The following is a 22,342-nucleotide window of genomic DNA, read 5'->3' as shown; positions in this document are numbered from 1 at the left end:
GTCCGGTACAGCAGCTTCACTCTAAGTGGCCTTGTGGTGTGTGGCGTCTGGGGCGCGGCAGTCGCGGCAGCGGCCCGGTTCCGGGGAGCGGAAGGCGCGGTCGCAGCCGTCGCAGGTCTGGAGCGGGTGGGGGCGCAGGACCGTGCGAGCGGCGGGCGGGGCTTCGGCCGGGAGGGGTGGTGGCAGCAGCGCGGTGAGGCGGTGGGCGACCAGGGCCGCCGGGTGGCGGAGGGAGGCTGGGAGGCGGGTGACCAGGGCGCTGCGTACGGAGTCCGGGGGCGCGCCGCGTTCCAGCCACGTGGCGACGGCCGGGGCCAGGCGGTCGATGTCCCGTACGGAGAGCAGCAGGCGAGGGTCCTCGCGGCGCAGGTTGGCGAGGAGGGAGGAGGCCGTGGTGTGGTGCTCACGGGTATGGGGGTGGGGCAGCGGGGGGCGTGCGGCGGGGGCTGCTGGGACAGCCGGGGCTTCTGGGGCTTCTGGGGCTTCTGGGGCTTCTGGGGCTTCTGGGGCTTCCGCAGAAGCTGGTGCGGGCTTGGCAGGGGCCGTTGGGGCAGGGGCCGTTGGGGCGGGGGCCGTTGGGGCCGTTGGGGCGGGATCCGCAGGGGCCGGGAGGGTCGGCAGGGGCGCGAGGGCCGGGAGCGGATCGGCTGCCGTACGGCGCTCGGCCTGCTCGGCCTGCTCGGTCTGCTCGGCGGACTCGCGGGCGCGGCGGGCGCGGGTGGCCGCCGGGTCGTTGTACGAGATCGTCATCGTGACGAGCCGCCCGTCATCGGTGCGCCGCCGGACCCTTTCGAGGTAGCCGTACGCCTCCAACTCCCTTAAGGCGGAGGCGATCCGGTCGCGTCCCTCGGGGAACCTCTTGGCGAGCGTACGGATGTCGACGGGCGCGCCCTCGGGCAGCGACTGGATGTGGACCGCGAACCCGATCGCGAGGCCCGACAGCGCTCGGTGCTGGGCGAGGTGGTTGCCGATGATCGTGTAGCCCGGCTGCTGATGTTCGGTGACCTTGTGCACGCCGGAAGGCCCCCCGGACGAGGACCGGCGAACGACGTACGGGGCGCGCGCACGCGCGTTAAGCTGCATCTCAGCCATCAGGAAGCTGTTCTTCCTCGCTGGTCAGGCCCTCGATCGGGATGCCAGTCCCGGCCGGGGGCCGTCGCATGTTTGCGGTGGATTTGGGGTTGTTGTTGCCGAGACTGCCTCGGCGAGGAGCGCGGAGGCGAGCCTTCCGGCCGTGGATCACCCGAGCGAGTGAGGCGAGTGTTCGGCGCCGGTTGGGTTGGGTGGGTTGGTTCTTTGCACCTGGGGTTATTTGGTCTTTTAGCGCCGGGGCCACCGACGCACAGACCGCCGAAGCCCGGCTTTCCGGCCTCCGGTTGACGGCCTTCAGTTCCACATCGGCAGGTCGAATTCCGCCCACACCGTCTTGCAGGGGAAGGGTCCCCGCCAGGTCCCCCAGCGGTCGGCGAGCGAGGCGACCAGGATCAGTCCGTAGCCGGACTCCCGCGTCCCCGGCTCCTGTAGGACCGGGATCCGGTCACCGCGCGCATCCGTCACCTCGATACGGAGCGTGTCCGGGTCAGAGGTGAGGACGAGCCGGAAGTCCCGCCCCCGTACGCGGCCGTGCGAGGTGGCGTTCGCGGCCAGCTCGGAAATGACCTGAGCCGGGCCCTCGAACGGCAGGCCCCAGGAACGGAGTTGCTCGGTCGCGAGAAGCCGCGCGAGGCGGGCCCCTCGGCGAGTGGCGGACAGCTGGATGCGGAACTGGAGCTGATGCTCGGCAATTTGCTGATTCATGTCACTCAGCGTGGTCGTTCATGTTTACGCTGAAAAGTGATGGCGGCGATACGTACGGTGACTGTCCACGGGTGTACCGGGGCGTCCCCTGCGGTCCAGGAGGTGGAGCAGATGAGCGTTGACGGCATGGACGAGGCAAGTTGGGAACCCGATGGGGCGGATGAGGCGCAGCCTCTGGTCGAGATGGTCGGACGCCAGCTCAAACTGTGGCGGGAGGCAGCGGGGCTGCGACCTGCCGAGTTCGGGGCAAAGCTGGGCTACGGGGAGAACCTGATCTACAAGATCGAGCGTGGGGTGCGTATCCCCCGTCCTGAATTTCTCGACAAGGCCGACAAAGTCCTCAGCGCGGGCGGAAAGATCGCCGCGATGAAGAAGGACGTGGAGCGGGCTCGGTACCCGAAGAAGGTCCGGGACCTGACGAAGCTGGAGGCCAAGGCGGTCGAGCTCGGAGCGTACGGCGCCCACAACATGAACGGACTCCTGCAGACAGAGGATTACTCACGGGCCTTGTACGACATGCGACGGCCCGCCTACTCGCAAGACGAAGTGGAACGGCTCGTTGCGGCACGCATGGCTCGGCAGGCGATCTTCGAGCGCCAACCGCTTGCCACGCTGACATTCGTGCAGGAAGAGGTGACGCTGACGCGCCCGCTCGGGGGCAGAATGGTGATGCGACGACAGCTCGAACGGCTCTTGGAGGCCAGCCAGTTGCGGCATGTCGAGATCCAAGTGATGCCGACGCTACGTGAAGACCACGCCGGGATGGGTGGCGAACTTCAGCTGCTGAAGTTCGCGGATGGTACGGCGTTGGGGCACTGGGAGGGCCAGTTGGCCAGCCGCGTGATCTCGAACCCGAAGGAGATCCGGATCCTTGAGCTGCGGTATGGAATCATCCGATCGCAGGCTCTCACCCCTCGTGAGTCACTGACCCTCATTGAGAAAGTGCTGGGAGAGACATGACCCTCAAGCTCTCTGACGGCGACGGATCGTCGCTGAAGTGGACCAAGAGCAGCTACAGCAGCAACGACGGCCCCGCTTGTGTCGAGGTCGCATCCACCCCCTCCACCATCCACATCCGCGACTCCAAGAACCCCCTCGGCCCCCAGCTCCACGTCCAGCCGTCAGCCTGGGCCGACTTCCTCTCGTACGCCGCCTCCGCGCGCTGACCATGCGCCGGGGAGTGCGCAACGGCGCGTAGTGGCCCGTGCGTGCAACTGCCCGTGGTTTCCGTCGGGGCGCCGGCCGGGTGAGCGCGGATGTGGCGGGAACGCTGTCAAGAGCGGCAGAAGGACAGCGCGTCCGATCTCCCCCACTGGGGCCGGCGGACGCCGGGAGGCTCTGGGGGAGTAACGGTGCGGCAGTTCGACCTCAAGGCGGAAGCGGAAATGCGGCTGCGGTCCGACAAGCTCGCCGCAGAGCTGGCGCGCAAGCGCCGCGAGGAGCTTGCGGCGGCCGAGGACGGTTCTCAAGCGCCCCCTCCGGCCGGGGCGACGGACGCCGACGACGAAGATCCCTCACACGACACGGGCCAGAGCCCAGCGCTCAGCTGAGGGTCACCTGATGGCGCGTCCTCCGGCCGTCAGGGGTAAACCGCAGCCTGTGCCTGTGTACCCCGGGGCGGCCGGCGGCCACGTACCCCTTGTATGCCTGGGCAACCTCGTCCCAGAGCCTCCTGGGGCCGTACTGGGCCACCGCGAATGTCGACGTCTGCCGCCCGTCGTAGTCCACACCGGCCCAGCTCGTGGCCTCATCGTCGGCCAGCCACAGCCGCGTATGGGCCTCGTCCGCCTCGGTGTCCCACGAATGCCAAGTCCCCGCCACGTGGAGGCCGATGTGCATCTGCGCGTCGAGATCGTTCCCGGCAACCGACCAGGGGGACAGTTCCGTAACGGAACGCTCGGGGACCTGGCCGTCACGCAGTACGTCGCGGTGCAGCTCGACATCGACCTGCTGGGCCCGCATGAGCATGAACGCACCGTACGCGGCGAGTGAGCCCTCGGCAGTCCCGTCCGGCTGCTTGGTGGCGATGAGCGTCCCGAAGTTGCACCAGGGCGTGTCCCACGGCGTGACGATGAGGCCGTCGGGCGTGGTCTGCTCCAGCCAGGGAAGAGGCACCTTCCGTACGGAGCAGGTGGAGATGATCCGGTCGTAGGGAGCGTTCGGCAGCCAGCCGCCTGCGCCGTCCGTGCAGACCACCTCCGGCTGCTGCCCGCTTGCTTTCAGTGCCCGCTGAGCTCGGCGCGTCAGCTCGGGGTCGACATCGACCGAGGTCACGTTCTCCGCGCCGAAGAGGAAGGAGAGCAGAGCCGCGTTGAAGCCGGTGCCGGTACCGATCTCCAACACCCGTTGTTCTTGGTGGCCGTTGAGGTCCCGCAGCATGCGTACGACCATGCTGGGCATCGACGCGGAGGAGGACGGGACGAGGTCGCCGTCGAGGAGCTCGGTGAACTGGGTGACGAGGGGGATGTCGCGATAGGCCGCGCGCCACCAGCGTTCGGGGTCGCGCTCCCGGTCACACGGCTCGTAGCCGCCGTTCCCGTCGCGGAGCCACAGCGTGGACGGCAGGAAGAGATGGCGAGGCACGGCACGCAGGGCCGCCCCCAGGTGTGCGGGGACGGGGGAACCGAGCTGTGCGGCGATCTGATCCAGCAGATCACCTACAGCCGTGTCGGGCATCGGATGCGAGGTCAACGGGCCTACTTCGGCTGCGATGGCGGAGTCGGCTCCGGAGGTGGGATTGGTCGGCCCGGCTGCTGTCCGTCGTCTCCGATCGGGGAGCGGTGTTTGCCCACGTCGGCCTCCTCCGTCAGACGTCAGAGTTGCCGAGAGCGTATTGCCGGCCACAGAGCCCGTGGAAGAGCGCACTTGCCGGATGCACCCGATCGGGCCGCCCCGTCGTGAATGTCCACGTGTTCTTCGGCCGAGCAACTGCCTCACGGTCGGAGAGCGGCCGGAGAGCGGAGAGGCCGCGTCCCCTCAGGGGCGCGGCCTTCGGTCAGGCGATCATCGCCAGTTCGGGGTCTTCCCGGAGTTTGGACAGGGCGCGGGAGACGGCGCTCTTCACCGTGCCTATGGAGACCTCCATGACCTCGGCGGTCTGGGCCTCGCTGAGGTCCTCGTAGTACCTGAGGACGACCATGGCCCGTTGGCGGGGAGGCAGTCGCATCACCGCGCGCCACATCGCGTCGCGCAGGCCCTCCAGCTCGGCCGGGTCGGGCGCCGGCAGCGGGTCCGGTTCGGGCAGCTCGTCGACGGCGAATTCCTCGACCTTGCGCTTGCGCCACTGGGAGGTGCGGGTGTTGATCAGCGCGCGGCGGACATAGCCGTCCAGGGCGCGATGGTCCTCGATGCGTTCCCAGGCCACAAAGGTCTTGGTCAGCGCCGTCTGGAGGAGGTCCTCGGCGTCGTTCGGGTTGGAGGACAGCGACCGCGCAGCGCGCAGCAGGACCGGCCCCCGGGCCCGTACATAGGACGAGAACGTCGGGAACACAGCGGCGTTCGAAGCGCTTGTGCACACTGGCGTGGTCATGTGCCCCACGCTAGAAGCGGGGGTGGGGTCGGGGGATCGGCCCAAGGTGCCGAAGGGCTATCCCCCTCAAGTTGTACGGGTGGGGGTGACCCCACCTCCTCAGGGGGGATGGGTGGGGTGGACTCCCGTAGGGAGCCATAGGGACCCGTAGGGGCCTTCGGCGCATCGCGGCCGGCGCCCGGGGGGTCAGCGCGTGGCGCCGAGAATCAGCCCCGAGGTCGGGACCCCGGTGCCCGCCGTGACCAGGATATGGGCGGGGTTGTCGGCCTGGTTGACGCTCGTGCCGCGGATTTGGCGTACGGCCTCGGCGATGCCGTTCATGCCGTGGAGGTACGCCTCGCCGAGCTGGCCGCCGTGGGTGTTCAGGGGCAGTGTGCCGGCGGCGACGAGGTCGGCGGCCTCGCCGGGGGCGCAGAAGCCGAACTCCTCCAGCTGCATCAGCACGAACGGGGTGAAGTGGTCGTAGAGGATCGCGACGTCGATGTCGGCGGGGGTGAGGGCGGAGGTGCGCCAGAGCTGGCGGGCGACCACGTTCATCTCGGGGAGGCCGGTCAGGTCGTCGCGGTAGAAGCTGGTCATCTGCTCCTGGGCGCGGCCGGCGCCCTGCGCGGCGGCGGTGATCAGCGCGGGCGGGTGGGGCAGATCGCGGGCCCGCTCGGGCGAGGTCACCACGATCGCCTGACCGCCGTCCGTCTCCTGGCAGCAGTCCAGCAGCCGCAGCGGCTCCACGATCCAGCGGGAGGCGGCGTGATCGGCGAGGGTGATGGGCTTGTCGTAGAAGTACGCGGCCGGGTTGCGGGCGGCGTGCCGGCGGTCGGTGACGGCGACCTGGCCGAAGGCCTCCGGGGTCAGCCCGTAGGTGTGGAGATAGCGCTGGGCGGCCATGGCGACCCAGGAGGCGGGGGTGAGCAGGCCGAACGGGAGGTTCCAGCCGAGGGCCGTGCCTTCGGCGGACGGTTCACGCTGCTGAACGCCGGAGCCGAAGCGGCGGCCCGAACGTTCGTTGAACGCCCGGTAGCAGACGACGACTTCGGCGATGCCGGTGGCGACGGCCAGGGCCGCCTGCTGGATGGTGGCGCAGGCCGCGCCGCCGCCGTAGTGGATGCGCGAGAAGAAGGACAGTTCGCCGATGCCGGCCGCCTGCGCGACGGTGATCTCGGGGTTGGTGTCCATGGTGAAGGTGACCAGGCCGTCGACGTCGGCGGGGGTCAGCCCGGCGTCGTCGAGGGCGGCGTGTACGGCCTCGACGGCGAGCTTCAGCTCGCTGCGGCCGGAGTCCTTGGAGAACTCGGTCGCGCCGATGCCGGCGATGGCGGCCCGGCCGCCGAGGGAGTCCGCCGTACGCAGGCTCATACCGCACCCTCCGGGAGGCTTACGGTCACCGTGCCGGTGACGTGGTGGCCGATGCCGTTCGCGCCGACGATCCGCACCACCGCCGTACCGTCGTCCGTCACCTCGGTGACGGTGCCGCTCAACACCATGGTGTCTCCCGGGTAGTTGGGGGCGCCCAGGCGGATGGCGACCTTGCGCAGGGTGCAGCGCGGCCCGAAGTGGTCGGTGAGGTAGCGGCCGACCAGACCGTTGGTGGTGAGGATGTTCATGAAGATGTCCGGGGAGCCCTTTTCCCTGGCGGCCTCGGCGTCGTGGTGGACGTCCTGGTAGTCGCGGGAGGCGAGCGCTCCGGCGACGATCAGGGTGCGGGTGACGGGGATGGTGAGCGGCGGCAGCTCGTCACCGGCTTTCATGGCGCCTCCTCACGGCTCTTCCGGGCGTGCGAGTTCTTCCCGTGGTCCCGGTTCTCGCGGCGGTCCCGGTTCTCCTGGTTCTCCTGGTTGTTCGTGGTGAGCAACTCGCCCAGTTCTTCGAGGACTTGGGCGCCGGAGCCGAGGTAGGCGTCGAGCTGCCGTCCCCAGAGGAAGTGCCGGTGGACGGGGTGATCGATGTCGGCGCCGATACCGCCGTGCAGATGCTGTCCGGTGTGCACCACGCGTGTGCCCGCCTCGGACGCCCACCAGGCGGCGGTCAGCGCGTGCGAGCGGGCGTCCAGGCCCGCGTCCCGGCGCCAGGCCGCCTCGTAGGTGGTGAGCCGGATGGCCTCGGTGTCCATGTACGCGTCGGCGGCGCGCAGCAGTACCCCCTGGTTGGTGGCGAGCGGGCGGCCGAACTGCTCGCGGGTGGTGGTGTGGGCCACCGCGCGGGTCAGGGAGCCGGCGCAGACCCCGGCCTGGAGGGCGGCGAAGGCGGTGCGGGCGGTGGCGAGGGTGTCGGCGTAGGCGGCGTGGCCGGACAGTCGTTCGGCGGGCGTCCCGCCCAGCCGTTCGGCCGGCGCGCCGTCCAGGGTGAGCCGGCCCGCCGACCACGGGGCGGTGGTCCGGACCGGGTCCCGTCCAACGCCCGCGCCGTCGGTGCGTACGAGCCAGAGCGTCTCGTGCGCGTCCGGCACCAGGACGTGGGTGGCATCGCCCAGCCAGGGCACGACACGGACCGTGCCGGTCAGCCGCCCCTCGCCGGCGGCCCGCCGCTCGGCCCGTACGCCGCCGGGCCGTGCCGGAAAGGCCCCGGTGGCCACCGCCGCGCCGTCCCGTAGCGCCGGCAGCAGCCGCGCCCGCTGCTCCGCGCTGCCGTGCGCGCCGATCGCCAGCAGGCCGTAGACACAGCTCACCGCGAACGGCACCTGTGCCGTCGTACGCCCCTGCTCCTCCAGCATCAGGACGAGGCCGAGCAGCCCGGTCTCCTCGGCCGCGCCGGGCAGCCCGGCCGCGCACAGGGCCTTCCACAGTTCGGTGTCGGTGGAGGTGTCGAGCGCGGCCAGCCGCTCGGGCGTGGACAGATCGGTGAAGATCTCGGCCGCCAGGCCGGCGGCGGCCCGCTGCTCCTCGGTAGGCGTGAAGTCCATCTCAGCCCGCCACCCCTCCGCCGGCCCGGAAGACGGGCAGCTCCCACTCCCCGTCCACCCGCAGGAATTCCAGCTGGACGGGCATCCCGATCCGCACCTTGTCGTACGGCACCCCGATGACATTGCTGACCATCCGCACCCCTTCCGCCAGCTCGATCAGTGCCACCGCGTAGGGAGGGTCGAAGGCGGGGAACGGGGGGTGGTGCATCACCACGTACGAGTAGACGGTCCCGGCGCCCGTCGCCTCGACGGTGTGCCACTCGGGCGAGCCGCAGCTACGGCAGCCGGGGAGCCAGGGGAAGCGCGGGGTGCCGCAGCCGCCGCAGACCTGGATCAGCAGCCGGTGTGTCTCCACGCCCGCCCAGAAGCCGGCGTTGTCGCGGTTGATGACGGGGCGGGGCCGGCGCGCCTTGGGCTGCTCGGGCGCCTTGGGCCGCTCGGCCGCTTCGGTCTCCTCCGTCGCCGCGGTCCGCTCGGGCGCCTTGGGCCGCTCGGCCGCTTCGGTCTCCTCGGTCGCCGCGGTGCGCTCGGGCGCCTTCGCCATCCGGGCTGCCGGTGCGTACTTGAGGATCCGGAAGCGATGCGTGCCGGCCGGTTCGCCGTCCGCGCGGACATCCATCCGCGTGGTGATGAAGTGCCCGGTCCCCAGCTTTGTCGTCTTGCGCTCCGACACCGACTCGATCACCGCGTCGAAGGTGATCCGGTCACCGGGCCGCAGCGGCCGCTGATACTCCTGCTCGCAGTCGGTGGCGACGACGGAGGTGTATCCGGCGCCGTCCAGCAGCCCGAACAGCTGGTCGTACGCCCCCGAGCGGTCGGTGTGGCCGGAGAGGCCGCCCATCGTCCAGGCCTGGAGCATGGTGGGCGGGGCGATGGCGTCCGGCCCCCGGTAGGCCGGGTTCGCGTCGCCCATCGCCTCGCACCAGTGCCTGATCATCGGCTCGTTGACCAGGTCCTTGCCCGCACCGGCGGTCGCGACCGGCTGCCCCTCGTAGGCCTTGAGCCGGTCGTAGGGCAGCTCGCGCACCTCGCTCCGCCCGCTCACCGCCGTCCCCTCCGCATCCCCAGTCGCATCGTCGCGACGATCTCCCGCTGGACCTCGCTCACGCCGCCCCCGAAGGTGTTGATCTGCGCCGCACGGTTCATCCGCTCCAACTCGCCGTCCCCGAAGACGCCCGGCGAACCGGCCCGCACCAGGGCGGCGTCGCCGACCACCTCCTGGCACATCCGGTAGACCTCGACGGTGCTCTCCGTCCCCGCGAACTTGACGCCGCTCGCGTCGCCGGGCCCGAGCGTTCCGGCGCCCACGTCGCCGACCAGCCGCCAGTTCAGCAGGCGGGTGGCGGCCAGCCGGGCGTGCGCCTCGGCGAGCCGGGACCGCACCCAGGCATGGTCGGCGGGCCGCTCGCCGGTCTCCGCGTCCGGCGTACGGGCATGCGTCAGCGCGGCGTCGAAGGCGTCCTCGGCCTGCATGCCGATGGCGGCCAACGCGACCCGTTCATGGTTGAGCTGATTGGTGATCAGCTGCCAGCCGGCGTTCTCCTCGCCGACGAGATTTCCGGCCGGGACGCGTACGCCGTCGTAGTACGTCGCGGTGGTCGTCAGCCCGCCGACCGTCTCGATCGGCGTCCAGGAGAAGCCGGGCGCGTCGGTGGGCACGAGGATGATCGAGATGCCCTTGTGCTTCGGGGCTTCGGGGTCGGTGCGGCAGGCGAGCCAGATCCAGTCGGCCTGATGGGCGTTGCTGGTGAAGCTCTTGGTGCCGTTGATCAGCCAGTGGCCGTCGTCGCCGTCGGGTTTCACCGCGCGGGTGCGGAGCGCGGCGAGGTCGGTGCCGGCGTCCGGTTCCGTGTAGCCGATCGCGAAGACGATCTCGCCACTGAGGATCCGTGGCAGGAAGAAGTCCTTCTGCCGCTGGGTGCCGTACTTCATCAGGGTCGGGCCGACGGTGTTGAGGGTGACCATCGAGACCGGCGCGCCCGCGCGGTAGGCCTCGTCGAAGAAGACGAACTGCTCGTCGGGGCCGCGGCCCTGCCCTCCGTACGCCGTCGGCCAGCCCAGGCCCAGCATGCCGTCGGCGCCGATCCGGCGCAGCAGGGCACGCTGCCCGTCGGTGTCCTCGACCGGCCCGTCCGGCATCACCGTGCCGAAGTACGAACGGAGTTCGGTGCGCAGCTGTTCCTGGCGCGCGGTGGGGGCGAGGTGCACGTCGGCGGCCTCCCCTTCTGGTGGCCGTACGCCGGGCGCGCAGGGGTCCGGGCGTACGAACGAGCGAGCGGGTTTCTGACTGTCCGTCAGAAACCCGCTCGCTGTCAAGGTCGGCGCAGTGAACCCCGGAGAAGCCCCATTCTCTCCGTGCCGACCCCGACATATCACCCCTCGACCGGCCGCCACTCCCCATGACGGCCGGCCGGTCGGCTCACCAGAGGTTGGTGAAGTTGACGGTGGTGTTGTCCTGGTCGATGACCGTGTAGCCGGAGCCGTTCACGCTCGCGGTGTTGTTCTGATTGGAGGCGCCGGCACCGTTGGCGACCTGCTGGCCCGTGGTCGAGTTGCCGAAGTTGTCGTGGCCGACGCCGGTCCCCACCTGACTCGTCGCCGCCGAGTTCGACCCGTTGCTCGCAAAGCCGCCGTTGTCGGCCTGCGCCACACCACCGAAGAGCGCGGCCGCAAAGGGCAGCGCGGCACCTACGGCAATGGCGCGGGCCGTGCGGGTGCTTGCCATGTCTGTTCCTTCCGCTGAGCACAACTTCTGGATCTGAACTGCTGGAGCTGAAACTGCTGGATCCGACCTACTGGATCCGGCCTGTCGGACCTGCTTGCCCGATCTCGCTCGTTCCGGATCCGGATTGCTGGAACTCCCCTTGTTCATCGGGTAGTTGGCCGGCCACCGCGATGCTTGCCCCGACGTCGCGAACTCAGGATTGCCCACCGGAACCCCGGCGGACCCGCCACGAAGGGGCGATTCCCTCGCAAGCATGAGGAACCCCGGGTAAACCCCTGCCGCACCACATCAGCCCTGGCCAGGCCCCTTCGCCGACGCCAGGCCCCGCCGCCGGCCCTCCCTCACAAGGATTACGGGCCGCACCGTGCTGACCGGAGTGCCCCGGCGCACTGGCCGATCTTCGCACGCCCCCCTTCCCTTCATCGAACATTCGTACGAAAATGGAGCCATGGCCATGCACCGACGCCATGCCGGAACACCGACCGACCACGGGAGCGAGCCACGGCCGGACCACCAGAGCGAGCCACCGGCCGACCCCCGGCCCGATCCGCCCCACCCGCGTCCCGATCCGCCCGCCGCCGCGCTCTCCCACGCCCTGCTCGCCGCCGAGCACGGCTACCCCGTCATCCCGCTGACCCGCAGCAAGCTCCCCGCCATCCGGTCCCCGCACCGCGGCCACCCCGAGGTCCCGCCCTGCCGCGGTGCCTGCGGCCGTATCGGACACGGCGTACACGACGCGAGCACCGATCCGCTCAGCGTCCGCCGCCTGTTCGCCGCCGCCCCATGGGCCACCGGCTACGGCATCGCCTGCGGACTGCCCCCGCACCACCTCATCGGCATCGACCTCGACACCAAGAACGGCGCCGACGGCCTCACCGCCCTCCGGTTCCTCGCCGAACAGCACGACTTCCCGATCCCGCCGACGGTCACCGTCCTCACCCCCAGCGGCGGCCGCCACCTCTGGCTCACCGGCCCGCCGTCCCCACCCGTCCCCAATTCCGTCGGCCGGCTCGCCCCCGGCATCGACATCCGCGGCGCGGGCGGCTATCTGGTCGGCCCCGGCTCGCTCACCAGGCACGGCCGGTACGTCCTCGCGCCCGGCGCCCCGCGCCGCCCCGCCCCCGCACCGCCAGAGCTGCTCAGCCTCCTCACCGCCCCGCCCCCGTCCGCCCACCGCGCGTCCGCATCCGCCGTCCCGCCCCAGCCCGCCGCGGCCCTCATACGCTTCGTCCGCTCCTCCCCGACCGGCCAGCGCAACGCCCGTCTCTTCTGGGCAGCCTGCCGCGCCTATGAATCCGGCCTGGGCCAAGAACTCACCCCGAGACTGACCGAGGCCGCCCGCCACTCCGGCCTGTCCGAACAGGAGGCCCGCGCGACGATCGCATCGGCGGCCGGCCGGCAATAGAACCGGCATAGAACCGGCAAGAGAAAGCGGCCGATGCCGCCGGGCGGGCGTACACGGAATACGCCAAGACCACTGCGCCGAAAGCCCAGTTGGCGGCCCTGCCCGGCCGGTATGATCCCGAGCTCTGCACAACCGGTGGGACACAGATGGAGGGGTCATGACGGGAATCGGGCTCTCGGACACCATCCGCGCACTGCGCCAGGAATTGGTGGCGGCGGTGAACGACGGCGAGGGCCAGCCGGTGCGCTTCCACGTGGACTCGGTCGACCTGGAGATGCAGGTCGAGGTGACCGCCTCCGCAGAGGTCAACGGCGGCATCAAGTTCTGGGTGCTGACGGCGGGGGGCAAGGCGACGGGCGGTGCGTCGACCACCCACACCGTCTCCCTGCATCTGAAGGCGGAGACCGCCGACGGCGGGCGGGTCGTCACGTCCAACCATCTTGAGCTGGCCGACTGATCCCGCGATGACCCGCGGGGGCGGGTCACCCGCGGTCACACGGTGACAAACGGCAGGTCAGGGAACGGGGGCTGTGGGTGCAGCAGGGCGGCTATGACGACCTGAGTCGTGTGGTGCAGGTCATCGGACACGTACCGGAAACCGGCGCGAAGGTCTTCCGGGCGACCGGATACCTCCTCGCCGACGGACTGGTCCTCACCGTGCGGCACCCCTTCGACGAGGACATCAGCGAAGGCAGAACGTACGAGTACCTCGTCCGCAACAGGTCGCACCAATCGGCTGTCCGGTCGCACGTCCTCGACAACAGCCGCGACCTTGCGCTCCTGGCCATCGATCCGCTGCCCGTGGCGTACCTCCCCATCCGGTTCGGGGAACTGCCGCACCAGGCCGGACGCGTCGCGTTCCGTGCGGTGGGGTTCCCGAACTACGCGGTCGAGGAGCGCAAGGCGCACACGATCCAGATCGACGGCTTCGTCCAACTCGGCTCCTACGCGGGGGACGGCAAGCTCGAACTGGCGCTGACCAGCCCACCACCACGGGCGGTGGGCAAGCTGTCCCCCTGGAAGGGCTACTCCGGCGCCGCCGTCCTGGCCGACGGCGTGGTGGTGGGAGTCTGCGACAGCCACTGGCTGCCCAGCGGCGAGGCCAGCCTCTCCGCGGTGCCCGTGGCTGGCATCGACGATCCCGGCCTGCTGGAGCTCTTCACACGCCTCGACTACGACACCGAACCGGTGCCGGTGCACCCGCAGGAAGAGGAGCCGCCCCCTGCCCTGCAGAAGCTCGTCACCCACGAGGCGAAGCTCCGTGGCCTGGTCGGGCAGCGCAACTTCCTGACGGAGGAACAGCTGCCGTTCGTCAGCCCCGGCCCCGATCACGAGGCCGATCCACGGCGGCTGTTCGCCCGTCTCTCCGCGCCGGATACGCACCGCGGGGTGATGCTCGTCGGCGCCGCCGGCACCGGGAAGACGCGGACCTGCTTCGAGGTCGCCGCGCTCGCGCAGCAGGCCGGCTGGCGGGTCTTCCACACCAACCAGCACAAGAGCGTCACCGTGGCCGACCTGGTCCAGGGCCTCCTGGGACAGCGCGGCGGCACGGCGCTGCTCGTCCTGGACTACCTGGACGCGCTGGTCGAGCTCGACCTACAGGAGTTCGTCGACACACTGCTCCCGGAGGCCAAGCGGCGGGGCGTCACGATCGCCCTGATCGCCTCCGTCCGCCCGGGCCCGCTGGGCGAGTTGTACGAGCGGGGCCCGGAACAGCTCTTCGACGAGGTACGCCTGCGGGCGGACGCCGCACACCAGTCGGCGGTCTCCAGCCACATCCTGCGCGAGGTCGCGCCCCGTGCCCTGGAGCGCTGGGGCGCCGAGGCGCTGTCCGAGGTGTGTGGCCAGCGTCCCGTCATCGCCCTGCTCATCGCCCGGGAGATCGAACGGCGACTGGGGGCCGGGGAGAACATCCCCGAGTTCGCCCAACTCCGGCGCGGAGACCTGCTGCAGTGGCTGCACACGCGCTTGAAGGGCGACGGGCTCCGCCGCCCGCCGAAGGAGAAGCACGCCTCACCGATGTCGGCGGCTCCGGTCGACTCCTGGCTGCTCGCCTCCGCGGTCGCCGCGGCGGCCTGCCCCCAGCCGGTCGACGCGGTGGCACATGCCGTGGACGCGCTGCTCGGCGGGGAGACCGACTTCGAAGGTGTGGACGTCGTCGACATGCTCATCGAGCGTGGCTGGCTGGACGAGCTGGGCGACCAGGTCAGGGTCGTCCACGACATCGTCACCGACGAACTGCTCCAGCACGTCATTCTCCCCGCCCAGGCCGACCGGGTGGATCGCCGCTCCACCCGCGCCCTCCTGGCGTCCATGATCCTCGACGGCACCACATTCGGCCGTTTCGCCGGGCATCTGCGCCGGCTGGCCGACGAGCTGCCCGAGGGCCGTCAGGCGACCCAGCTCGGGCGCTTCTTCGACGGCTGGATCGCCGAGCACGCCGAGGTGATCGGCGGGCTGCTCGCGGCCGGCGGGGAGGATGCCGGGCACACGCTGCTCACCCTGGTGACGAGTCCGCCGTGGCAGTCGGCGACGCTACAGGCGTGGGGCCGCATCGTGGACCCCTGGATCCGCAACGAGGAGAAGTCGCCCGCATGCCGGCGCTTCCTGTCCCGGGCGCTCAACGCGTTCGACGCCGCGCCCGCCCCGGTGGTCGAGGCCGCCTTCGGCTGGCTCTCGGCACACCCGATGCAGTTGGGGGACGACTACGTCATCCGCGGGCTGCTGCTCCAGCGCGAACTGCCCGCGGAACACGCCGCCAAGGCCGTGGACCACGCCGTGCGGTGGGTGCAGCAGTACTCCTTCCGCAAGGAGGCCCAGTTCCTGTTGAACGCCTTCCTGCGCCAGGACCTCCGGCCCGAGCAGTCCCGGGTCGCCATCGAGTCCGCGGCGCGCTGGCTCCACCGGCATCGCACCGCATGGGAGGCCAGTTTCGTCCTGGCGGCCCTCCTGTCCCGCCGTGATCTCGACCCCGACCAGCTCCAGAAGGCATCCGGTGAGGCGGTGACCTGGCTGGGGACGCACATCGGCCACCCGGAAGCGCACTTCGTGCTCTTCCCCCTGCTGGCGCGTGACGACCTCTCCCCGCAGCGGGCGGCGCAGGTCGCCGACCGCTCATGGCGGTGGCTGGGCACCTACCCGCGCAGCAGCTGCGCCGCGCCACTCGTCTGTGCCCTGCTCGGCGCCGGCGGCGGCGATCCGGAGCGGGCCGCCGCAGCCCGGGAACACGCCCTGGCCTGGTGCACCACCCATCGTGACGTGGTCGCGGTCAGTGACGTCCTGCGCAACCTGCTCAACGACCCGGACCTTGCCGCGGAGCACGTCCCCGACGTCGTGGCCTCGACCCTGGCGTGGTGCGAGGTCCATGTGGCGCACCACGAGACCTGTTTCGCGCTGCGTGACCTGTTCCGGCGCCCCGACCTGACACCCGGGCAGAAGCACGCGATCTCCTCCGTCTCACTCGACTGGCTCCGCAGGTGCAGCGCCGCCCCCGAGGCGTCCCACCTCCTGAAGTCCCTGCTGACCACACCCGATGTCACGGCCGCGCATATCGCGGAGGCCGTCGGGCTGGCGCTGGACTGGTGCACGACGCACCAGGAGCTCCATGACGCCAGTTACGTGCTGTCCGCGCTGCTGCGCTCGGATCTGGATCCGGGCCAGCTGCGAGTGGCCGTCGCCAACGCCCTGACCTGGTCCGCGGCGTACCGCGAGGACACCGAGGCCGACTTCGTGCTGAGCGCCCTGCTCGACAGGACGGACCTGCGGGCCGAGGAGGAGCAGTCAGCGGTCGCCCGGACGACCGCCTGGCTCGGCGTCCACGGGGCGCGCCACAACGCGGCCTACCTCCTCGGGCGAGTGCTGGGGAGCCCTTACCTCGTCCTCTCGGAGGGCGTCACCCTCGCCATGGACTGGCTCGCACTCCACGGCGACACGGAACCCGCCACCCGCCTCTACAAGCCGCTGTTCAAGCGGGAGGACCTCACCCCCGGCACCGTCGCCGGCGTCGCCCACCACGCCCTGACATGGCTGCGGGCCCACAGCACGACACTGGAGGCCAGCCACTCCTTGCAGGCGCTCCTCGAACGTCCGGACGTCTCGCCGTCGGTGGCCGCCACGGCGGTGGATCTGGCGCTCCCCTGGGCCGGGACCCACCACACCAACGAAGCCGCCTGGCACGTCCTCAACGCCCTCCTCAAGCATGAGGGCCTGCCCACCGACAAGGTCGCCGGCGTCGCCCGCCACGCCCTGACATGGCTGCGGGCCCACGGCACCACCCCCCAGGCAAGCCACCTCCTCCAAGCACTCCTCCAACGCCCCGACGTCTCACCGATGGTGACCGCCACGGCCGTGGACCTGGCCCTCCGCTGGGCCGGGACCCACCACACCAACGAAGCCGCCTGGCACGTCCTCAACGCCCTCCTCAAGCGCGAGGGCCTGCCCACCGACAAGGTCGCCACCACCGCCCGGTCCGCCCTCAACTGGCTCGACACCTACGGCACCACTCCCCAGGCAAGCCACCTCCTCCAAGCACTCCTCCAACGCCCCGACGTGCCGCCGTCGGTCGCCGCCAAGGCCGTGGAGCTGGCCCTCCCCTGGGCCGAGACCCACCACACCAACGAAGCCGCCTGGCACGTCCTCAACGCCCTCCTCAAGCGCGAGGATCTGTCCGCCGACACCTTCGCCGCCGCGGCCCGGCCCGCGCTCGGCTGGCTCGACGCCCACGGCACCACCCCCCAGGCAAGCCATCTGCTGCACACGCTCCACCGACGCCCCGGCCTCGCACCCGCGCTCAGCACCGCGGCAGCGGAGCGGGCGCTGCGCTGGCTCGATGCCGGCCAGGGGCAGGAGTCGCAGTACCTGCTCAAGACGCTGCTCGCGGCGCGGGTGCTGCTCCCGCAGCAGTCCGCCCGGGCCGTCGACCATGGCTGCGCCTGGCTGACGACGTACGGCGAGGGGCGGGATGCCAGCCATGTGCTCGCCCAGCTCCTCCGCCGCCAGGACCTCGCCCCGGGCAGCGCCGACACCGCGGCCGGCCTGGCCATGAGGTGGCTGGCCGCTCATGGCCACACGGAGCAGGCGCAGTTCGCGCTCAGTTCGCTGCTGCCCCGCCAGGACCTCACCCCCGACCTCGCCGGCCGGGCTGTGCGGCACGCCGTCTCCTGGCTCGATCTGCACGGCACCGAGCCCTCGGCCGCCTACGTACTGCGCGCCCTGCTGGAACAGCCCCACCTCACCGCCGAAACGATGACACCGGCCACCGACCGGGCCCTGACCTGGCTGGCCACACACGGCACATCGAGAAACGCCTCCTTCCTGCTCCGCACCCTCCTCACACGTACGGACCTGCCCACCCCCACCGTCGACCGCGCCGCCCGGCGCGCCCTCGGCTGGCTCGGCCGGTGCGGCACCGAGCCCTCGGCCGCCCACGTACTGCGCGCCCTGCTGGAACAGCCCCACCTCACCGCCGAAACGATGACACCGGCCACCGACCGGGCCCTGACCTGGCTGGCCACACACGGCACATCGAGAAACGCCTCCTACGTGCTCCGCGCCCTCCTCACACGTACGGACCTGCCCGCCGCCACCGTCGACCGCACCGTCCGGCACGCCTTCGGCTGGCTCGACCGCAACGGCGCGGAGCGGAACTCGGGCTTTGTGCTCCAGCCGCTGGTCGAGCGAGCCGCCCCGGAGGGATCGCCGGGCACCTCACCGGTCGACTACGCACTCGGCTGGCTGCGCTCGACACCGAGAACCCATGACAAATGGCCCGAGATCCGCACGGCGCTGGGCCTGCGGACCGACCTCAGCGACCGGCACCGTTCGGCCCTGGAGGATGTGGGGGCCGGCGGCTTGGGGGCCGACGGCGTGGGAGCGGACGACGTAGGGTCCGCTCCCTGAGCCGTACGCGCGCAGACTCACCGGGACCCTCACGCCTCCCTGCACCCGCGCTTCACACCGACTTACGCGCCTCGATCAACATCCGCGTCGTATGCGCCACAAACGTCCCCTCGGCACGGATCAAGGCGTCCAACTCCCGCAACTTCTCCCGGTATTTCCCCACGGTGAACCCGGGCACCATCCACACGACCTTCCGCAGGAAGTAGACCACCGCTCCGATATCGAAGAACTCGGTCCGCAACGACTCCGCACGCAGGTCGACCACCTCAAGGCCGGCCGCCTCCGCCGCCCGGCGCGCGTCCTCGGGATGGCGGGCCCGCCGTACGTGCTCCGGCTGCGGCCCCAGAAAGAACTCGACCAGTTCGAACACGCTGGCCGGGCCGACCTGCTGGGAGAAGTACGTGCCACCCGGGCGCAGCACACGGGCAATCTCGTCCCACCACACGGTCACCGGATGCCGGCTGGTCACCACATCAAAAGCCGCATCGGCGAACGGCAGCGGCGGATCGTCCTCATCGGCCACCACGACCGCGCCCAGCGGATGCAGCAGTGCGGTGGCCTTGGCGATATTCGGCGGCCAGGATTCCGTGGCCACCATCACCGGCGGCAGCTTCGCCGCTCCGGCGAGCACCTCTCCGCCACCCGTCTGGATATCCAACGCCGCCGACGCCCGCGCCAACCGCTCACCCATCGCGCGCTGATAGCCCCACGAGGGCCGCTCCTCCGTGGCCCGCCCCTCAAGCCACGAGAAATCCCACCCCTCGACCGATACGGCATCGGCCTCGGCCACCAGTTCCTCAAACGATCGCGTCATACCTGCACAGTCGCGATAAATGACCTACTCCGCCAGCCAATTAGCACGGCGAATGACCGTCCGGTCCTCGTGATCTGCCTGCCGCCGGCGGGGATACCCGGCTGATCCGGAACTGATCCGGAACGACCTGATTCCCCTCCTCGCTCCGTTCGCCAGTCACCGGATCACCCCTCTCCGCCGCTCCCCACCACGAACATGAGCTCCGGCCGGTCCCACATCACCGCCGGCGGATTCGCCGGCACCGTGCCGCTGGGCCGGGCGCCCATGCTGCGGTAGAACCCCTCGGCGGGCGGATGCGAAACCACCCGCACAGTGTCGATTCCGGCGCGCCGCGCCTCGTCCCGCATGTGTTCGACCAGCCTGCGCCCGATGCCGTACCCCTGCGCCTGGTCCGCCACAAACATCAGATCAAGCTCGGGCGGCTCGACAACGAGCGAATAGAACCCGAGCACCCGCCCGCCCTCGCCACTGTCACCACGCCCCTCGCCCACGGCGACAAACACCCGATGCGCCTCGATGTAGTCCGGCCCCACCCGATACCCGTCGACCATCGCGGCATAGCGCCCCTCGTACGCCGCCGAGCCGCGCACCAGCCGAGTGAGCCGCGCGGCATCCCGCCCCTCGGCCCGCCGAATCACCACGGACTTCCGCCGGCCCCCACCCGATATCCCCGCGCTCCGCGAACCCACGGTGACCTCAACCCACTTTCTGCACAGCGCCCATGATTGACGAGAATGAATTCCACGATACGCCCCGGACAAAGAGCATCCCCGCCGCGCAAGGGAACATTGGGGAACATTGCATGGCGGGGAGTTCTACGATTTACCGGCTTCAGTCGGAGCCCCATTGCTCAGGTGTCGGGGTCGGAACACGCAGAGCGTCCCAGGACCTCCGGCCCGGCCAGCCGTCGGCATCGGATCCCGAGAGTCCCAGACTCTCCTGCCAGAGCGCGTAGGCCTTCCGGTGCTTCTCGTTCCACCTCGACCCGGGGCCGCTGAACCCGTAGGGGGCACCGCAGTCTTCGTCGACGAGACGGAAGCCCATGTTCTGGATGATGGGGCTGTCCGGCGGCGGCAGGCTCTTGAACCAGTCCGCACCGGGGAACGGCACCAGGCTCGGAGCTTCGGGCTCGGACTCTCCGACGAGTGTCCTTCCGACGATGAGCCGCTGCCCTACTTTGATGATGTTCGGGTCCGGAATATTATTCCAGATCTGAAGCTGCTTCATGGTGGTATGGAAGCGAGCAGCGATGGCGGTAAGCGTGTCGCCCGCCACCACGGTGTAGAACTTGTCGCGCGTGGTCTGTTGAGTGCTCATGACACCCACGCTAGAAGCGTTTTCCGCGCCTCGCACGTTTCCAGATAAAGGACGGAAAGGGCGGAAAGTGCGAGCCCCCCCAAATTCACTATGCGAATTTTAACACCATTTCACGACCCCCGCATTTCAGAATCGCGAACATTAATAATACATATCGGCAATTTTCCATGCCGTATACCAAAAAGGGAGTCCGGGCACGCGGAAGGGGTGCCCCACGCACGCAGGGCACCCTTCAGCGGGCCGGTGCACGGGGTCAGAGCTTGTTCATTCGCGAGTACGGGCTGACGATTCGGACCTGACGGGAGCCGAAGTCGACGAGCATCGCGATCCCGTCCTCGACATCAACGATTCTGCCCAGGCCGTACTGGTCGTGTGAGACTCGGTCTCCCAGCCCGAATTGCTTGGCCGGCGGAACAATCGGGGCTTTGAAGGGGCTTGTGGACAGGTGGCGCCGGGGCGCGGATGGCTTCGTCATCGTGAGCCCAGTATGCGCCGACGAGGCCCGGAACCGTCAGGCCATGACCGCACCCATGAGACGGCCCGCACACGGAAGGGGTGCCTCACAAGCGCCGCACACCCCCTCTGACCAGCCCCTTAGCTGAGCATCTCGGCACGAAACCCATTTTGACCCGACGAGAAACAACTGCGAGTGGTTCCAGGCCCTCGCCCTTGGCCGAAGGCCGTCGGCGTTGCCGCCACGGCAGCTTTCAAGACTTCCGATTGATCACGTGGCCGGTGAGCCAAGCCGCAGATCAGGCGAGTACGAGTGCCTTGGCCGCACCGTCCCCACGGGGCGCGCGTGGCCCGGAGATCGTGCGGCGTGACAGCACGGACGGGAGCCGGAGGAGGAGCCCTGCCCCGCCTCACTCATCGGGTGCACATCCAGTCAGCATGTGTGCGACTGAACTGAACAGTCAGGTACACCGATGAGCCATGGCAGATCCCGAGAAGCATGCAGCTGATCCGGAGGCCGGGGCGGCGCCGCTCACCGCCAGGGGCCGCCGGCCGGCGCGGCAGGGGTGCCGTTGCCCGGGTCGCGACATTCACGGGCGCGATGATGCCGGCGGCCGTCCCGGGCACGGTGGCAGCGTCACGCTGGGGTAACGCCGGATCAACGCTGAGGTGATGGTCGGCTTCTCACGCTGATGGAGGTACGTAGTCCATCTCCTCAAGGAGGCATCATGGCGACGGGCATCCGGAAGCACCTTCCCCGAGTGATCACCGCATCCTGCCTGGCCGTCGCGCTTGCCGGAACGGCGGGCGTGATGAGCGTGGAGGCGACACCTCAATCGGCGAAGGCCGCGACAGCATCGCCGAACGCGGTGCCGAACTTGATCTGCAGGTTCGTCCGCGACGACACCGGCAAGCTCGTCCTGGTGGACGTCAAGACCGGCAAACTCGTCACGAACCCGAGGCTCTGCAACGTCGGTGGGGGCGGCGGCGGTGGCGGTGGTGGCGGCGGCACCACGGGCGCTACAACCACCGGCGCCACCGTGACGACCGGCGCCACCGTGACGACCGGCGCCACCACCACGGGCGCCACCACCACAACCGGCGCCACCACCACGACCGCCGCCACCACCACGGGCGCCACCACCACGACCGGCGGCGGCACGACCCCGGGTGCCGGCGGGACGACCCCTGGCGCCGGCGGGACAACTCCTGGTGCCGGCGGGACGACCCCGGGTGCCGGCGGGACGACCCCGGGCGGTGGCAGCACAACCCCCGGTGCCGGCGGCACGGCCCCCGGTGGCAGCACAACCCCGGGCGCCGGCGGCACAGCCCCCGGTGGCAGCACAACCCCGGGTGCTGGAGGCACGGCCCCCGCGGGCGGCACAGCCCCCGCTGGAGGCACAGCCCCCGCTGGCGGCACAACCTCCACCGCCGGCGGCACAACCTCCCCTGCCGGCGGCATGTGAGACGAGGAATGCCGTGGAGACCAGCAGACAGGGGAGCTGCCG

General features: G+C 70.4%; 21 protein-coding genes. 7 read left to right on the top strand and 14 right to left on the bottom strand.

Annotated elements, in window-relative coordinates:
* Positions 1–21: 21 nt before the first annotated feature.
* Together KI385_RS23940 and KI385_RS23935 are read right to left on the bottom strand one after the other, a co-directional pair.
* Positions 22–1,014: a helix-turn-helix domain-containing protein gene (locus KI385_RS23940; protein ID WP_238574193.1), complete on the bottom strand. Its 993-nt coding sequence runs from the start codon at positions 1,012–1,014 to the stop codon at positions 22–24.
* 372 nt (positions 1,015–1,386) lie between these two features.
* Complete coding sequence (locus tag KI385_RS23935; RefSeq protein ID WP_238574192.1) at positions 1,387–1,797, bottom strand: ATP-binding protein; 411 nt, start codon at positions 1,795–1,797, stop codon at positions 1,387–1,389.
* Between the two features lie 111 nt (positions 1,798–1,908).
* On the opposite strand from KI385_RS23935, the gene KI385_RS23930 reads away from it, so the two are divergent.
* The 3 genes from KI385_RS23930 (at position 1,909) to KI385_RS23920 (ending at position 3,347) form a co-directional block, all read left to right on the top strand.
* Positions 1,909–2,757, top strand: a complete 849-nt coding sequence (locus tag KI385_RS23930) for a helix-turn-helix domain-containing protein (RefSeq protein ID WP_238574191.1) — start codon at positions 1,909–1,911, stop codon at positions 2,755–2,757.
* Positions 2,754–2,963 carry a DUF397 domain-containing protein gene (locus KI385_RS23925; RefSeq protein WP_238574190.1) on the top strand — a complete coding sequence of 70 codons (210 nt, stop codon included), beginning with the start codon at positions 2,754–2,756 and terminating at the stop codon, positions 2,961–2,963. The genes KI385_RS23930 and KI385_RS23925 overlap by 4 nt, the downstream gene beginning before the upstream one ends.
* Positions 2,964–3,149: 186 nt before the next feature.
* Positions 3,150–3,347 (top strand): hypothetical protein, encoded by a 198-nt coding sequence (locus KI385_RS23920; RefSeq protein ID WP_238574189.1) that lies wholly within the window; start codon positions 3,150–3,152, stop codon positions 3,345–3,347.
* Here the strand turns inward: KI385_RS23920 and KI385_RS23915 are convergent.
* The 8 genes from KI385_RS23915 to KI385_RS23880 all read right to left on the bottom strand — a co-directional run bounded on the left by KI385_RS23915 (position 3,340) and on the right by KI385_RS23880 (position 10,947).
* Positions 3,340–4,473 carry a methyltransferase domain-containing protein gene (locus KI385_RS23915; protein ID WP_238574188.1) on the bottom strand — a complete coding sequence of 378 codons (1,134 nt, stop codon included), beginning with the start codon at positions 4,471–4,473 and terminating at the stop codon, positions 3,340–3,342. The genes KI385_RS23920 and KI385_RS23915 overlap by 8 nt on opposite strands.
* A gap of 319 nt (positions 4,474–4,792) precedes the next feature.
* Positions 4,793–5,326 carry a SigE family RNA polymerase sigma factor gene (locus tag KI385_RS23910; protein ID WP_238574187.1) on the bottom strand — a complete coding sequence of 178 codons (534 nt, stop codon included), beginning with the start codon at positions 5,324–5,326 and terminating at the stop codon, positions 4,793–4,795.
* Positions 5,327–5,512: 186 nt separating this feature from the next.
* Positions 5,513–6,679: a lipid-transfer protein gene (locus tag KI385_RS23905; protein ID WP_238574186.1), complete on the bottom strand. Its 1,167-nt coding sequence runs from the start codon at positions 6,677–6,679 to the stop codon at positions 5,513–5,515.
* Positions 6,676–7,071 carry a MaoC family dehydratase gene (locus KI385_RS23900; RefSeq protein WP_128502356.1) on the bottom strand — a complete coding sequence of 132 codons (396 nt, stop codon included), beginning with the start codon at positions 7,069–7,071 and terminating at the stop codon, positions 6,676–6,678. Before KI385_RS23900 ends, KI385_RS23905 begins: the two co-directional genes overlap by 4 nt.
* Positions 7,068–8,222, bottom strand: a complete 1,155-nt coding sequence (locus KI385_RS23895) for an acyl-CoA dehydrogenase family protein (RefSeq protein ID WP_238574185.1) — start codon at positions 8,220–8,222, stop codon at positions 7,068–7,070. Before KI385_RS23895 ends, KI385_RS23900 begins: the two co-directional genes overlap by 4 nt.
* A gap of 1 nt (position 8,223) precedes the next feature.
* Positions 8,224–9,249: a bifunctional MaoC family dehydratase N-terminal/OB-fold nucleic acid binding domain-containing protein gene (locus KI385_RS23890; RefSeq protein ID WP_238577822.1), complete on the bottom strand. Its 1,026-nt coding sequence runs from the start codon at positions 9,247–9,249 to the stop codon at positions 8,224–8,226.
* 14 nt (positions 9,250–9,263) lie between these two features.
* Positions 9,264–10,430, bottom strand: a complete 1,167-nt coding sequence (locus KI385_RS23885; RefSeq protein ID WP_238574184.1) for an acyl-CoA dehydrogenase family protein — start codon at positions 10,428–10,430, stop codon at positions 9,264–9,266.
* A gap of 211 nt (positions 10,431–10,641) precedes the next feature.
* Positions 10,642–10,947: a hypothetical protein gene (locus KI385_RS23880; protein WP_238574183.1), complete on the bottom strand. Its 306-nt coding sequence runs from the start codon at positions 10,945–10,947 to the stop codon at positions 10,642–10,644.
* A 448-nt stretch (positions 10,948–11,395) separates the two neighbouring features.
* Here KI385_RS23880 and KI385_RS23875 point away from each other — a divergent pair, with 448 nt between their 5' ends.
* The 3 genes from KI385_RS23875 to KI385_RS23865 all read left to right on the top strand — a co-directional run bounded on the left by KI385_RS23875 (position 11,396) and on the right by KI385_RS23865 (position 18,250).
* Entirely contained in the window at positions 11,396–12,352 is a 957-nt protein-coding gene (locus KI385_RS23875) for a bifunctional DNA primase/polymerase (RefSeq protein ID WP_238574182.1), read from the top strand.
* Positions 12,353–12,509: 157 nt separating this feature from the next.
* Positions 12,510–12,809 (top strand): trypco2 family protein, encoded by a 300-nt coding sequence (locus tag KI385_RS23870; RefSeq protein ID WP_128502351.1) that lies wholly within the window; start codon positions 12,510–12,512, stop codon positions 12,807–12,809.
* A 77-nt stretch (positions 12,810–12,886) separates the two neighbouring features.
* Positions 12,887–18,250, top strand: coding sequence for a serine protease (locus KI385_RS23865; RefSeq protein WP_238574181.1), 5,364 nt, complete (start codon positions 12,887–12,889; stop codon positions 18,248–18,250).
* Between the two features lie 52 nt (positions 18,251–18,302).
* Here KI385_RS23865 and KI385_RS23860 read toward each other — a convergent pair whose 3' ends face one another.
* The 4 genes from KI385_RS23860 to KI385_RS23845 form a co-directional block, all read right to left on the bottom strand.
* Complete coding sequence (locus tag KI385_RS23860; RefSeq protein ID WP_238574180.1) at positions 18,303–19,064, bottom strand: class I SAM-dependent methyltransferase; 762 nt, start codon at positions 19,062–19,064, stop codon at positions 18,303–18,305.
* A 164-nt stretch (positions 19,065–19,228) separates the two neighbouring features.
* A complete protein-coding gene (locus tag KI385_RS23855; RefSeq protein ID WP_238574179.1) occupies positions 19,229–19,705 on the bottom strand; it encodes a GNAT family N-acetyltransferase in 477 nt (158 codons plus the stop codon).
* A 190-nt stretch (positions 19,706–19,895) separates the two neighbouring features.
* Positions 19,896–20,381, bottom strand: a complete 486-nt coding sequence (locus KI385_RS23850) for a peptidoglycan-binding protein (RefSeq protein WP_238574178.1) — start codon at positions 20,379–20,381, stop codon at positions 19,896–19,898.
* Positions 20,382–20,634: 253 nt separating this feature from the next.
* The gene (locus KI385_RS23845) at positions 20,635–20,856 is read right to left on the bottom strand and encodes a hypothetical protein (protein ID WP_238574177.1); all 222 of its coding nucleotides are present in this window, start codon (positions 20,854–20,856) and stop codon (positions 20,635–20,637) included.
* A gap of 706 nt (positions 20,857–21,562) precedes the next feature.
* Here KI385_RS23845 and KI385_RS23840 point away from each other — a divergent pair.
* On the top strand, positions 21,563–22,300 hold the full coding sequence (locus KI385_RS23840) for a hypothetical protein (protein WP_238574176.1): 738 nt from the start codon (positions 21,563–21,565) through the stop codon (positions 22,298–22,300).
* Positions 22,301–22,342 lie beyond the last annotated feature (42 nt).

The organism is Streptomyces inhibens (assembly GCF_022221585.1).
GTDB lineage: Bacteria > Actinomycetota > Actinomycetes > Streptomycetales > Streptomycetaceae > Streptomyces > Streptomyces inhibens.
Note: the sequence above shows the minus strand (reverse complement) of the source record. Positions and strands in the feature narration are given on the sequence as shown.